This is a genomic window from Mycobacterium sp. M26 (genome assembly GCF_001494595.1).
Classification (GTDB): Bacteria; Actinomycetota; Actinomycetes; order Mycobacteriales; family Mycobacteriaceae; genus Mycobacterium.
Genome location: NZ_LN929907.1, coordinates 1,468,139 through 1,480,830, shown reverse-complemented (window position 1 = coordinate 1,480,830; position 12,692 = coordinate 1,468,139). Strand labels below are relative to the sequence as shown.

The following is a 12,692-nucleotide window of genomic DNA, read 5'->3' as shown; positions in this document are numbered from 1 at the left end:
GACCAGGGATCAGTCGCCGGCAGGCTCAACGACACGCCGCGCCGCGAGGTCGGCAAGCTTTGCGTCGAGGACGAGATAGTGCGCCTCCCAACTCCATTGCAGCTGAGCGTACTCTCGTGCGCGCATTCCCATTTCTTCTGCGGCCGTAGGATTCTGAAGAAGGTAGACAATCTTGTTTGCGAACTGCTGCGCATCGTCGGCCAGTTCGAGCAAGGTGTCCGGAGCCTGAATGCCCTCATTGGCTATGCCCGTTGCGACGACCGGCCGACCGGAGGCCAGGTACTCAATCAGCTTGTTCTGCATTCCCCCAGCTGCCCGTACGGGGTTGACACACACCGCGGAACGAAGCATGTATTCGGACAGGTCCGGAACACTGCCAATGACATCGACTCCTTCGGTCGCCGAGGCCAGCGACATGACTTCCTGGGTAGGCTCGCGCCCAACGATGTTCAATTGCGCATCGGGGATCTGCTGGCGGACAAGAGGCCAAATTGCCTTAACTAGCCACACCGCCGCCTGAATATTCGGCGGGTAGAACAACGTCCCCGCGAACAGCACGGTCCCGGGTACGGGTGTAACTCCGGTCCTGGGTCGGAAGCGCTCGATGTCCGTACCGTGCGGGCTGTAGAACCAGTTGTCGATCGTCGGCAGACCTTGCGATCGGCATTGAGCAGCGATCGCTTCCACGTCAGCTGGCCCGATCAGCGCAGTTCGCTCGAACTTCTGCCAGATCCGGGCCTCGTAGCGAGAGACGAGCCACGATTCCAGTCCGAAGACCAGTCGGGTGGCGAAGTTGGTTGCGTTGTCACGGATCCGGCGCGTGTTGAGGGTCTGCGACAACTGCATCGCGAGCACCTTGGGCACCAGTTGGCCGTGTGGTCCTGACCGCTTCACCGCATTGATGACCGTCTCGGCACTCCGGAAGTAATAGGCGTAGAGCACGTCATACCGGGTCGTGTCGAGTGCGTGCGACAACTCCCTTGCCAGATGACGGCTGCTGAACCAGCCAACCTGCAGCGGCTTCCCGCCCAGGAGCGCCACGGCGGCCCCAGCTAGGGCGCGGCTTCGACCTCGCCGGACATGCACGATCCTTGAGCATCGAGACTCGAGCCAGGCGAGATCCGCGGCAGACAGAGTATTCTCGTTGCTGCGGCCATCGTTTTCGAAGCAGTAGAGATCGACGATATGTCCACGTGCCCAAAGGAATTCGATCAGATGGGCGACGGTGATCTGATCTGCATTGCGCATCGGGAGCGGATTGCGGCAATACACGACTGCGATCCTCATCGGATGCTCCGTGTGCTCGACATCCCCGATAAACGGTCGATCCTCGATCACATCGTGCTCCTTAATGAATGGCCTCCAGCCGCGCGATGGTCACGGCAGCTGATTGACATCGATGATTCGTTCCGCCGCGAGCGAGTACCCATCCGCAGAGCCCCTTGAATCCACGACAAGGTCCCACTCAGTGCTCTCGACAATGGACTTGTCCACGAGGAGATCACGAATGAACGGCGAGTTAGACAGGACTCCGAGGTTCTGGCCGATCAGGTTTTGGGGAGCGACGAAAGGATCATGGATTGAAAGTTGGTATCCCGCAGTGATGAGCATCCTGGCCAGGTCGATGTTCGGACTTTCCCGCAAGTCGTCGCTCGCGTTCTTAAAGGCGATTCCGAGCAGCAAGACCTTCGCACCGAACTTCAGATCGCGCGTCACGTGCTCGTACAGGAACGACTTGTGTGCGTCATTTGAACTGATCAACGAGTCCAGGAGATGAGTGAAGGCACCGGATGTGCGCGAGATGTACTGAAGCGCGCGAACATCTTTGGGGAGGCACGATCCCCCGAAGGGCCCTCCTGGTCGGAGGTAGTATGGCGAGATATTGAGCTTGGTATCGGACACGAAGATCTTGTGGACTTCAGCAGCGCTGACGCCTAGCTGGGAACAGATTCTTCCGATCTCGTTGGCAAAGACAATCTTCACCGCATGAAATGAGTTGTCCACGAACTTGGTGATCTCGCTCTCGCGGTACCTGACATAGAACACCGGAGCCTCAAACTTCTCTGTGATCTTGTCCACCACCGTGCATCGATCCCCATTTCTGGTACCGACGACGATCTTGGGCGGCGAGAAGTAGTCCTGGACAGCCGAGGACTCACGAAGAAATTCAGGGTAGTAGACCAGCTCTATCCGCGATGCCTCCTCGCCGAGGATTGCGTCGAAGATGGGGGAGATCAGCTCTTCCATGGTTCCCGGGCGGACCGTTGATCGGTAAGCAACAGTGAGGTTTCCATCTGGATGAAGCTTGACGAGCTCAGCCAGTTGACGGGACACCTCCGCCACGTAGGTCATGTTGTGCGATCCGTCGGCAGCGCTTGGCGTCCCAACGCAGACAATGGCGAGCTCGCATTGTGCAACTTCGGGCACGAGCGTCGTGTACGCGGTCAGCAACCCCTCGTGCCGGGCAGTCGCCACCAGGTCCTGAACCCCGGGCTCGGTGATTGGTGACCGGCCGGCAAGTACAGCGTCAACCTTTGTCTGGTTCGGATCGATCCCGATGACTTCATGGCCCTCGCTGGCGAGGCAAGCGGCAGCAGTCATTCCGACGTAGCCGAGGCCCAAAATGGCAATCTTCAACGGTTACCCCCCAATAACCCATATCGACGGCACCTGATCCCGCCCCCATGTTCACGAGCTCAGGTGCTTCGGTGCCGAAGTCTAACCCCAGATCTCGTCGATTGATCGGGATACGACCAGGATTAGTCATCCTCCCGAATGCCGACGGAATCCAATCTCGACTAGTCGCGAGACAGTTGGGCTCGATAGCATTTGAAAAGCTGTTCTTCTGGCGGAGAGTGAGGTCCAGCTCTGAAGCTGTTATTTGTTTGCACCGGCAACATCTGTCGATCACCCTCAGCCGAAAGATTAACTGCGTGGTATGCCACTCGAGCTGGATTGTCCGGCCTCGAGGTACACAGCGCCGGCACCAGGGCCATGATTGGGCATCCGATCCATCCATACGCGGCGCGCACTCTCGAGCAACTCGGAGCTGACCCGACGAATTTCGCCGCCCGACAGCTCAGTGCGGCGATCGCGAGCGATGCCGACCTAGTCATCACGATGACCAAGGCACAGCGCGACGACGTCGTCGAATCAGCCCCGCAACAGCTCCACAAGACGTTCATGCTCAGTGAGATTTCCCGGATCGCCTCGCGCTATCACCCGAAGGACCTCAGTGAGCTAGCAGTTCTACGACCACAACTACCTACGCAAGACAGGTTCGACGTCGCAGACCCCATCGGACGGAGCCAGGAGTTCTTCGACTCTGTGGGCACTCAGATCGCCGATCTGGTCGATCCACTGGTCCAACTGTGCGTGGACCACTCCGCATAGGCGAAATGTCCGGAGCCCTGCGGACCTCAAAATACGGCGTAGAGAGAGCGAATCCGCAGCTGTCGCGCCCGGAGTGCTTTACCGGGAAAGCATCTCGGCGATAGCTGTCGTCGGGCTCTTCGTTCGCAGCGCACACACAGGTTCGATATGACAGGCTATGCACCGTCGCGTTTCTTTGGGGGATAGAACGTGCCGGGGGGATACATGACTACTGTCAATGACAGACTCGCTTCTACGAGCGAATTGGCGTTGCCGGGCGTTGCGCCCATATGGCAGCACAGTTACTCGCGCCGACTCGTGGTGGTGGACTTCATTGGCATCTGCTTCGCCATTGGGTTGGCCCAATGGTTGCGATTCGGTGGCCTCCCCGGTACGGGAACTGTTTACCGCTCCACGAATTACTTCCTTGTCTCAGTTGTCATTGCAATTGCCTGGATGCTTGCATTGGCGATTAATCACTCGCGCTCACCTCGAGTTATCGGCTCAGGTGCCGAGGAGTATCGAAGGGTATGGCTGGGCACCGCGACAGTGTTCGGTGCCGTCGCGATCGTCTCTATGCTCTTCAAGCTGGATATCGCGCGGGGATACCTCATGATCGCACTGCCCGCCGGAATAGTTCTTCTAGTCCTCGCACGCTGGGGTGCCCGCCAACTGGTCGTCCGCACCCGGCAGAAGCACGGTCGTTGCATCACGCGAGTTCTTGTCGTGGGCTGCGCACCAGCGGTTCGGGACCTCACGCAATCCCTGGCACGCGAGAGGTGGTCCGAATACGAGGTTGTGGGGGCTTGCATTCCCGGGCCGACAACTCGAACGGAATTGGTAGTACCTGGCGCCGGTACGATTCCGGTTTTCGGCGACGAGTCCAATGTGGTCGGCGCGGTGACGCTGACAAACAGCCAAGCCGTTGCCGTCACGGCCACTGAGCGCCTTGATGGACGTGGATTCCGCGACCTGTCGTGGGAACTGGAGAAGCTCAACATCGATCTGCTGGTGGCCCCGGGGGTCGTCGACGTCGCGGGGCCCCGGCTGCAGATGCGCCCGGTCGCCGGCCTCCCGCTGATCCATGTTGAGAAGCCGCAATACCACGGCGCCAAGAGGTTTCAGAAGCGGCTGTTCGACGTCGCCTTCTCTGGGCTTGTTCTCTTCCTGGGGTTGCCCATCCTGACCGTGATTGCACTTGCGATCAAGCTGACCAGCAAGGGGCCGGTGTTCTATCGGCAGGAGCGAATCGGTCTCGACGGCCAGGCATTTCGGATGATCAAGTTCCGGACCATGGTTGACGGCGCCGACAAGATGCTCGGTGACCTCGCCGCACTCAACGAAAGCGACGGTGGGGTTCTCTTCAAGATTCGCAGCGATCCGCGGGTGACGCCCGTCGGCCGCTTCCTGCGCAAGTACAGCCTCGACGAACTGCCACAGTTCATCAATGTCTTCAAACGAGACATGAGCGTCGTCGGCCCCCGTCCACCGCTGGCCAACGAGGTCAAGTCCTACGACGACTACGCCCGGCGGCGCCTGCTCGTCCGCCCCGGCATCACCGGCCTGTGGCAGGTAAGCGGGCGCTCGGACCTGTCGTGGGAGGACTCGGTCCGCCTCGATCTGTTCTACGTCGAGAACTGGTCCATGGTTGCCGACCTCTTGATCGCCATCAAGACGGTGAGAGCCATCTTGAGCCACAGTGGCGCGTACTGAACCGCTGCTGCAGTTCACCCGGCTGGTAACGTGCCCTCAACACGGAGGCACTAGGGGAAGGCCGGCCCGTTGTCACGCACGATCCGCCGTGCTCTACTCACAACGTTCGCTGTCCTCGCCTCGCTACTGGCAGCCCTGGCCCTAGTCGCGCGTACCCAACCGATTGCGAACATTCCCACTCTGATTCTCGCGGTGGGCTCGCCCTATGCTGCCGTTGCCGCCTTGGTCGCTCTCGCCGTTGCTGTGTCATGCCGCAGAGTGGCCGCCGTTGTTCTGGCGGTGGTGGTGCTCGCCGCCAATCTGGCCGTCCAGGTGTCGTGGTACTTCCTTGGCAATCCCACGAACATTGCTGCGCACCAGACTATTCGAGTCCTCTCGTCCAATCTCCGCTACGGGCAGGCCGACCCCGCCTTCATCGTCGACCTCGCCACCAGCAGCGCGGACGTCATCACAGTTTCGGAGCTGACATCTGAGGAAGTTCGACGCCTCGAGCAGGCCGGGATCACCTCAGCATTCCCCTACTCGCATCTGATCCCCGCACCGGGCGCCGGCGGGATCGGCATGTGGAGTCGGTACCCGCTGACAGTCCTGTCGGCCACCCGACACCGTGGTATTTCGATCCCGGCCGCACGCCTAGATGTCCCAGGCCTCCGATTCGAGCCCCTACTCGCCAGCGTCCACGTCACCTCCCCCGTCGCCCGGGATACCAACACCGTCGCCGAGTGGCGAAGCGGAATGGCTGGCGCCAAAGCACAATTGGACAACTTCGCCCAGTCTGCTGGCCCCGCCGCCGTCATCATCGGCGGCGACTACAACAGCACCCCGGATATGCGTCAGTTCCGCGATCTTCTCACCGATGGCTATCGCGACGCTGTCGACCAGCTCGGCGCGGGATTCTCCCCCACCTTCCCGTCCAACCGGTGGTATCCGCCGCTGATCACGATCGACCACATTCTGACCCGTAATGCCGCCGCCGCATCGATCCGCACCATCGAAGTGCCGGGCTCCGACCACCGCGCATTACTCGCGACCATCCACGTGCCCACTGAGTGACGTGCGCACCGCCACCTTGATCATCGGCCTCACCGGCATAGTCCTTGCCGCCGTTGGTCTCACGACGCGTTACCTGCCGATCACGAACCAAGTAACACTCGCCCTGGCCGCGCTGTCGCCCTACCTGATGGCAGTCGCACCCATCGCCGCGCTACTCCTTGTCGTCACGCGTCGTTGGCTCACCGCCGCACTGGCTGCAGCCCTCACCATCGCAGCCATCGCAACGCAACTTCCACTCTTCGTCGCCAACCCACCGCCCGCCACCACCAACGACATCAGAGTCCTCACCGCCAATGTCCTTGAAGGCCGGGCTAACCCGCGCGAACTGAGGCGGGCCGCAGAACGTGCCGACATCCTCGTTGTCCAAGAGCTCACGGCCGAACTAGCCGCCAACCTCACCGCAATCGGTATCGACAAGGAACTCCCCTACCAGGCAACCGAACCCGGGGATCACGGCTACGGCGTCGGCATCTGGAGCCGCTACCCCATCACCAGCAGCACCGGAATCGACGGCTACCGCCTGCACATGCTCACCGCCGACATCGACACACCCGGAGCCACAAGCGACACCACCATCGTCGCCATCCACCTACCCGGTCCGTGGCCACAGCCCATCGACGGCTGGCGCGATGAAATCCGCGAGCTTCCCATGACTCTCGCCGAGATCGCCCGCGAGGCCGGCGGCGTCGTCATCGCAGCCGGCGACTTCAACGCCACCTACGACATGGCGCCGTTCCGCAACGTGCTCACCAACGGATACCAAGACGGAGCCGACCAGGCCGGCGCAGGACTGCTCAGAACCTTCCCCGCCGACAAACCCCTGATCGGCATCGACCACATCCTGACCTACCGCGGCACCGCCACACACGTTGAGACAGTGCGCATTCCAGGTTCCGATCACCTCGGGCTACAGGCGACAATCCGCCTTCAGACAACCCCGTGAACGACGAATGGCCACCTACCGCAGTAGGTGGCCATTCGAACGAAAAGCTTTTAGGACTCTTCGGTGAAGTTGCGCGTGACGGCGGGATCGACCGGGATGCCCGGGCCGGTGGTCGTCGACACGGTGATCTTCTTGAGGTAGCGGCCCTTCGACGAGGACGGCTTGGCCCGCAGCACCTCGTCGAGCGCGGCACCGTAGTTCTCGACGAGCTTCTTCTCGTCGAACGACGCCTTGCCGATCACGAAGTGCAGGTTGGCCTGCTTGTCGACGCGGAAGTTGATCTTGCCGCCCTTGATGTCGGTTACGGCCTTGGCCACATCGGGGGTGACGGTGCCGGTCTTGGGGTTCGGCATCAGACCGCGCGGGCCCAGCACGCGGGCGATGCGACCCACCTTGGCCATCTGGTCGGGCGTGGCGATCGCGGCATCGAAGTCCAGGAAGCCGCCCTGGATCTTCTCGATCAGGTCGTCGCTACCGACGACGTCGGCGCCGGCAGCCAGGGCCGCCTCAGCCTTCTCGCCCACCGCGAACACCGCGACGCGCGCCGTCTTACCGGTGCCGTTGGGCAGGTTGACGGTGCCGCGCACCATCTGGTCGGCCTTGCGGGGGTCGACGCCGAGGCGGATCGCCACCTCAACGGTCGCGTCCTGCTTCTTTGACGAGGTTTCCTTGGCGAGCTTGGCCGCCTCGAGCGGGGTGTAGAGCCGGGTCTTGTCGACCTTCTCGGCAGCTTCCCGGTATGCCTTGCTGGTCTTGCTCATTGTTCTTCTCCTAGTTGAGAGTTGTGGTTGGCGAGCCGAAGCGGGCTCTCCCACGTCCTACTTCTCGTTGAGATAGAACCTACGCAGAGGGTTACTCGAACTTCTCCTGCGTCAGTTCTGACTCGACGAAATCTATTCGACCGTGATGCCCATCGACCGGGCGGTGCCGGCGATGATCTTGGCGGCCTGGTCGATGTCGTTGGCGTTGAGGTCGGCCTTCTTGGTCTCGGCGATCTCGCGCACCTGATCCCAGGTCACCTTGGCGACCTTGGTCTTGTGCGGCTCGGCCGAACCCTTCTGCACACCGGCAGCCTTCAGCAGCAGCCGAGCGGCGGGCGGGGTCTTGAGTTCGAAGGTGAAGCTGCGATCCTCGTAGACGGTGATCTCGACGGGGATGATGTTCCCGCGCTGGTTCTCCGTCGCAGCGTTGTACGCCTTGCAGAACTCCATGATGTTGACGCCATGCTGGCCGAGCGCAGGGCCGACCGGCGGGGCGGGGTTGGCCTGCCCGGCCTGGATCTGCAGCTTGATCAGCCCGGCGACCTTCTTCTTGGGGGCCATGGGTGTTCGATTTCCTTACTGTGCTTTTTCTTAGTGGGCGCAAGCGCCCGATTACTAGATCTTGGCGACCTGGTTGAAGGTCAGTTCAACGGGCGTCTCGCGGCCGAAGATGGACACCAGCACCTTGAGCTTCTGCTGCTCGGCGTTGACCTCGCTGATCGAGGCCGGCAGCGTCGCGAACGGACCGTCCATGACGGTGACCGACTCGCCGACCTCGAAGTCGACCAGGATCTCCGGACGCTCCAGCGTCGCCTCCGAGGAAGCAGCCGCCGCGGTCGACGCCGCCTTGCCCGGCTTCTTCGCCGCGCCCTGCGGCAGCAGGAACTTCACCACGTCGTTGAGCGACAGCGCCGTCGGCCGCGAGGTGGCACCGACGAAACCGGTGACACCCGGGGTGTTGCGCACCGCGGCCCACGAATCGTCGGTCAGGTCCATGCGGACCAGGATGTAGCCGGGCAGCACCTTGCGGTTGACCTGCTTGCGCTGGCCGTTCTTGATCTCGGTGACCTCTTCGGTGGGAACCTCCACCTGGAAGATGTAGTCGCCGACGTCGAGGTTCTGCACGCGAGTCTCGAGGTTGGCCTTCACCTTGTTCTCGTAACCGGCGTACGAGTGGATGACGTACCAATCGCCCGGCTTGCTGCGCAGCTCAGCCTTCAGCGCGTCGGCCGGGTCGAGCTCCTCGTCGGCCTCGCCGGCGGCTTGCGTCGCCTCAGCATCAGGCGCCGCCTCCAGCTCAGGTGCCGTCTCGTTGTCCGATGTCTCCGCCGGAGCGGCTCCATCGATCACGTCAACAAGGGCGTCACCCGTGGGCGTATCGCCTTCGGGGGTTGTCACGGTAGTCAGTCCTCTCTCACAACTTCCGGGTCAGCCGAATACCAGCAGCACTAGCTTGGCCAGACCCAGGTCCACGCCGCCGATCAGGGCCACCATGAAAGCCAGGAACAGCAGCACCACCGTGGTGTAGCTGACCATCTGCTTGCGGTTGGGCCAGATCACCTTGCGCAGTTCGGCAACCACCTGCTTGAGGTAGTTCCACACGAACACGAAGGGATTGCGCGACGGTCCGGTCTTGGCCTTCTTCGGCTTCGTGGCCTTCTTGCCCGGCTTCTTCTCGTCGACGCCGAGTTCCTCGGCGCTCGACTCGGCTTCCTCCGGCTCGGCCAGCGCGGTGGCACCGGCACGCTGCCGGGTCCGCTTGCCCGTCGGACGCGCCGGACGGCTCACGACGTCCGATGTGGGGTCGCCTGCGGCGTCAGCACTGTCGCGCTCGTCGCTCACCGCATGCTCCTTTATGTCGAGTCCGGATGGGCTGAGTATCCCCAGCCCGGTGTGCACCCTCCAGTGTCCACCATTACCTATTCAGTTGAGCAGGGGCGACAGGACTTGAACCTGCAACCTGCGGTTTTGGAGACCGCTGCTCTGCCAGTTGAGCTACGCCCCTCTGCTTGGGCCCCCACATAACTCGCGCGCTCCCCGTTCGGTCAACCCGAACCGACGGACAGCGCGCTTACGTGGGAAAACCCCGAGGTCCGAGTGTACAACGGCACACCGAGCAGGTGTTAATCCGCGTCGTCATCGTGGCGGACAGGCTTGCGCAAGACCTGCCCGGTCTCCGGGTCCCAGCCCGCCGAGATCGAGTTGTCACCCTCGTGGCCCATCAGCGTGGTGAAGGCCACCAACACCGGCTCGCCGGTCTTGTCATCGGTGAGCACGTTTCGGGAGGTAACGATGTCCGCTCCGAACCGCTCGTCGACGGAGTCGATGTACATCGTGGCGCGCAACACGTCGCCCTCCACGATGGGCCGGAGGAACTGGAACTTCTGATCCACCTGGACGATCTGCATCGTCTCGAAGCCCACGTCGACATGCTGGAAGAAGTGTCGCTGAGTCATCACCGCGATGATCGAGACAAACGTCAACGGCGCGACCAGGCCGTCGTATCCCATGGCGGCCGCCGCCTCCGGGTCGACGCTCACCGGATCGTTGGCTTTGACCGACTTGGCGTACTGGCGGATCTGCTCACGACCCACCACGAAGGGGTCGGGGTAGGCCCAGACCATGCCGCGGATATCTGTCTTCAGCGCCATGACTACGCCAGCTTCGCGATCGCGATGGCGCGGCCGAAGATCTTCTTGCCGTTGTGGGTTCCGGTCAACGCGATAGTCACGGTCTTGTTGTCCTCGTCGACCGACTTGATGCGTCCGTTGAACACGAGTTCAGCGCCCACGCCGTCGTTGGGGACCGGCACGATCGCGGTGAAGCGCACGTTGTACTCGCTGACGGCGCCCGGATCGCCGACCCAGGAGCTGACGTAGCCGCCGCCGAGGCCCATGGTCAGCATGCCGTGGGCGATCGCGGTGTCCAGGCCGACCTGCTTGGCGATCTCGTCGTCCCAGTGGATCGGGTTGAGGTCGCCGGACACGCCGGCATAGTTGACCAGGTCCGCCCGGGTCAGGGTGATGACCCGCTCCGGCAGCTCCTCGCCGACCTTGACTGAACTGAACTCACGCAGTGCCATCGTTGAAGCCACTCTCTCCGTTTTCCTCGGTTCGCCCAGCCAGGGTGGTGTAGGCCGCTTGGACTACGGTGCCGTCCTGGTTGGTGACGATGTTCTTGGTGACGATGATGTCGGTTCCGTGCGCCTGCCGGATCGAATCCAGGTAGACGTCGCAGTAGAGCTTGTCGCCGGCCGTAACCGGGGCGAAGAACTCCAGCTTCTGGTCGATCTGGACGATCTGGCGGTCGGAGATACCGATATTGGCGTGCTCGAAGAAGGCCGTCTGCGCGACGTAGCTGAACACGCTGATGAAGGTCAGCGGAGCTGGAAGAGCGTCATAGCCGAGTTCAGCGGCGGATTCCTCGGACAAGAACACCGCGTCGTCGTTCTTGACGGCCCGCGCGTACTCGCGAATCTTCTCGCGCTCCACCGCATAGTGATCGGGATAGCGGTAGTGCGTTCCGACGAGAGTCTGGGACAACGCCACGGGCTAGAACCTACCTACTTACATTTCTCCGGCCGCCGCGGCGGCCGGGCGCAATCAGCGCGACTCTTTGTGCGGCTGATGCGTGCCACAGTTCGGGCAGAACTTCTTCAGCTCCAGCCGATCAGGGTCGTTGCGGCGGTTCTTCTTGGTGATGTAATTGCGGTGCTTGCACACCTCGCAGGCCAAAGTGATCTTCGGCCGGACGTCAGTACTGGAGGCCACGGTTGTTGCCCTCTTTCACGCTCTCGTAGTTCGTTCCTGTAGCGGTGGGGAGGCTCGATCTCCCGACCTCACGATTATGAGTCGTGCGCTCTAACCAGCTGAGCTACACCGCCCCGATAGGCGCGGGCGGCGCTCCGCTCGCGTCCACCGAGCCCCCTAACGGAATCGAACCGTTGACCTTTTCCTTACCATGGAAACGCTCTGCCGACTGAGCTAAGGGGGCCTGACCCGCGGACTCGGACGAACCGCGCCGTGGGCCTTGAAAAGGGTACAGCCTGCGGCTCGGCTCAGCCAAACCGCTCGTCGAGGGGCGAAATTCAGCGCCCTGTTCCGACGCCATAGGCTGAGGTCATGTCATCGACGGACCGGCTGTACTTCCGCCAACTTCTCTCCGGCCGAGACTTCGCGCCCGGCGACATGATCGCGCAGCAGATGCGCAACTTCGCCTATCTGATCGGTGACCGGGAGACCGGTGACACGGTGGTCGTCGACCCCGCCTACGCCGCCGGTGACCTGCTGGACGCCCTGGAAGCCGATGGCATGCACCTGTCGGGGGTCCTGGTCACCCACCATCACCCCGACCATGTCGGCGGAACCATGATGGGCTTCACCCTCAAGGGCCTGGCTGAGCTGCTCGAGCGGGTCAGTGTCCCGGTGCACGTCAATACCCACGAGGCGCTGTGGGTGTCGCGGACCACCGGCATCCCGATGAGTGAGCTGACCACCCACGAGCACCGCGACAAGGTCGCCGTGGGCGATATCGAGATCGAACTGCTGCACACCCCTGGCCACACACCGGGCAGTCAGTGCTTCCTGCTCGATGGCCGGCTGGTGGCCGGTGACACCTTGTTCCTCGACGGCTGCGGACGTACCGACTTCCCCGGCGGCGACGTCGACGAGATGTTCCGCAGCCTGCAGCAGCTGGCTGATCTGCCCGGCGACCCGACGGTGTTCCCCGGGCACTGGTATTCGGCGGAGCCCAGCGCGGCGCTGTCCGACGTCAAGCGGTCCAACTACGTCTACCGGGTGTCGAACCTGGATCAGTGGCGTTCGTTCATGGGCGGCTGACCCGCCGCCAAC

General features: G+C 62.4%; 15 protein-coding genes and 3 tRNA genes. 5 read left to right on the top strand and 13 right to left on the bottom strand.

What is annotated here, in order from left to right:
- Positions 1-9: 9 nt before the first annotated feature.
- Complete coding sequence (locus BN3385_RS07075; RefSeq protein ID WP_082690313.1) at positions 10-1,338, bottom strand: glycosyltransferase; 1,329 nt, start codon at positions 1,336-1,338, stop codon at positions 10-12.
- A gap of 39 nt (positions 1,339-1,377) precedes the next feature.
- Positions 1,378-2,637, bottom strand: a complete 1,260-nt coding sequence (locus BN3385_RS07070; protein WP_059015851.1) for a nucleotide sugar dehydrogenase — start codon at positions 2,635-2,637, stop codon at positions 1,378-1,380.
- A 231-nt stretch (positions 2,638-2,868) separates the two neighbouring features.
- Here BN3385_RS07070 and BN3385_RS07065 point away from each other — a divergent pair, with 231 nt between their 5' ends.
- The 4 genes from BN3385_RS07065 (at position 2,869) to BN3385_RS07050 (ending at position 7,081) form a co-directional block, all read left to right on the top strand.
- Positions 2,869-3,393 (top strand): arsenate reductase/protein-tyrosine-phosphatase family protein, encoded by a 525-nt coding sequence (locus tag BN3385_RS07065; protein ID WP_059015850.1) that lies wholly within the window; start codon positions 2,869-2,871, stop codon positions 3,391-3,393.
- 204 nt (positions 3,394-3,597) lie between these two features.
- The gene (locus tag BN3385_RS07060; RefSeq protein WP_059016477.1) at positions 3,598-5,085 is read left to right on the top strand and encodes a sugar transferase; all 1,488 of its coding nucleotides are present in this window, start codon (positions 3,598-3,600) and stop codon (positions 5,083-5,085) included.
- A gap of 69 nt (positions 5,086-5,154) precedes the next feature.
- Positions 5,155-6,138, top strand: coding sequence for an endonuclease/exonuclease/phosphatase family protein (locus tag BN3385_RS07055; RefSeq protein ID WP_231748655.1), 984 nt, complete (start codon positions 5,155-5,157; stop codon positions 6,136-6,138).
- Position 6,139: 1 nt separating this feature from the next.
- The gene (locus tag BN3385_RS07050) at positions 6,140-7,081 is read left to right on the top strand and encodes an endonuclease/exonuclease/phosphatase family protein (protein ID WP_059015849.1); all 942 of its coding nucleotides are present in this window, start codon (positions 6,140-6,142) and stop codon (positions 7,079-7,081) included.
- Between the two features lie 50 nt (positions 7,082-7,131).
- Here the strand turns inward: BN3385_RS07050 and rplA are convergent, their stop codons facing one another.
- The 11 genes from rplA to BN3385_RS06995 all read right to left on the bottom strand — a co-directional run bounded on the left by rplA (position 7,132) and on the right by BN3385_RS06995 (position 11,835).
- Positions 7,132-7,842, bottom strand: a complete 711-nt coding sequence (rplA, locus tag BN3385_RS07045) for a 50S ribosomal protein L1 (RefSeq protein WP_059015848.1) — start codon at positions 7,840-7,842, stop codon at positions 7,132-7,134.
- Positions 7,843-7,974: 132 nt separating this feature from the next.
- Complete coding sequence (gene rplK / locus BN3385_RS07040; RefSeq protein WP_059015847.1) at positions 7,975-8,403, bottom strand: 50S ribosomal protein L11; 429 nt, start codon at positions 8,401-8,403, stop codon at positions 7,975-7,977.
- A 54-nt stretch (positions 8,404-8,457) separates the two neighbouring features.
- The gene (nusG, locus tag BN3385_RS07035; protein WP_502688057.1) at positions 8,458-9,189 is read right to left on the bottom strand and encodes a transcription termination/antitermination protein NusG; all 732 of its coding nucleotides are present in this window, start codon (positions 9,187-9,189) and stop codon (positions 8,458-8,460) included.
- Between the two features lie 81 nt (positions 9,190-9,270).
- Positions 9,271-9,684 carry a preprotein translocase subunit SecE gene (secE, locus tag BN3385_RS07030; protein WP_059015845.1) on the bottom strand — a complete coding sequence of 138 codons (414 nt, stop codon included), beginning with the start codon at positions 9,682-9,684 and terminating at the stop codon, positions 9,271-9,273.
- Positions 9,685-9,774: 90 nt separating this feature from the next.
- A tRNA-Trp gene (locus tag BN3385_RS07025) sits at positions 9,775-9,847 on the bottom strand.
- A 118-nt stretch (positions 9,848-9,965) separates the two neighbouring features.
- Positions 9,966-10,493, bottom strand: a complete 528-nt coding sequence (gene hadC / locus BN3385_RS07020) for a (3R)-hydroxyacyl-ACP dehydratase subunit HadC (RefSeq protein ID WP_059015844.1) — start codon at positions 10,491-10,493, stop codon at positions 9,966-9,968.
- 2 nt (positions 10,494-10,495) lie between these two features.
- Positions 10,496-10,924 (bottom strand): (3R)-hydroxyacyl-ACP dehydratase subunit HadB, encoded by a 429-nt coding sequence (gene hadB / locus BN3385_RS07015; RefSeq protein ID WP_059015843.1) that lies wholly within the window; start codon positions 10,922-10,924, stop codon positions 10,496-10,498.
- Complete coding sequence (hadA, locus tag BN3385_RS07010; protein ID WP_059015842.1) at positions 10,911-11,390, bottom strand: (3R)-hydroxyacyl-ACP dehydratase subunit HadA; 480 nt, start codon at positions 11,388-11,390, stop codon at positions 10,911-10,913. The genes hadB and hadA overlap by 14 nt, the downstream gene beginning before the upstream one ends.
- 54 nt (positions 11,391-11,444) lie before the next feature.
- Complete coding sequence (rpmG, locus tag BN3385_RS07005) at positions 11,445-11,612, bottom strand: 50S ribosomal protein L33 (RefSeq protein WP_059015841.1); 168 nt, start codon at positions 11,610-11,612, stop codon at positions 11,445-11,447.
- 39 nt (positions 11,613-11,651) lie between these two features.
- Positions 11,652-11,725: transfer RNA gene (locus BN3385_RS07000), tRNA-Met, on the bottom strand.
- A 37-nt stretch (positions 11,726-11,762) separates the two neighbouring features.
- Positions 11,763-11,835: transfer RNA gene (locus BN3385_RS06995), tRNA-Thr, on the bottom strand.
- A gap of 128 nt (positions 11,836-11,963) precedes the next feature.
- Between BN3385_RS06995 and BN3385_RS06990 the strand changes: the two genes are divergently transcribed.
- Positions 11,964-12,680, top strand: a complete 717-nt coding sequence (locus BN3385_RS06990; protein ID WP_059015840.1) for an MBL fold metallo-hydrolase — start codon at positions 11,964-11,966, stop codon at positions 12,678-12,680.
- The last annotated feature ends 12 nt before the right edge of the window (positions 12,681-12,692 follow it).

Excerpts from the sequence above, each read along its gene's own strand:
- BN3385_RS07060 (WP_059016477.1), top strand. The coding sequence starts at position 3,598 with ATGACTACTGTCAATGACAGACTCGCTTCTACGAGCGAATTGGCGTTG.
- rplA (WP_059015848.1), bottom strand. The coding sequence starts at position 7,842 with ATGAGCAAGACCAGCAAGGCATACCGGGAAGCTGCCGAGAAGGTCGAC.
- rplK (WP_059015847.1), bottom strand. The coding sequence starts at position 8,403 with ATGGCCCCCAAGAAGAAGGTCGCCGGGCTGATCAAGCTGCAGATCCAG.
- hadC (WP_059015844.1), bottom strand. The coding sequence starts at position 10,493 with ATGGCGCTGAAGACAGATATCCGCGGCATGGTCTGGGCCTACCCCGAC.
- hadB (WP_059015843.1), bottom strand. The coding sequence starts at position 10,924 with ATGGCACTGCGTGAGTTCAGTTCAGTCAAGGTCGGCGAGGAGCTGCCG.
- BN3385_RS06990 (WP_059015840.1), top strand. The coding sequence starts at position 11,964 with ATGTCATCGACGGACCGGCTGTACTTCCGCCAACTTCTCTCCGGCCGA.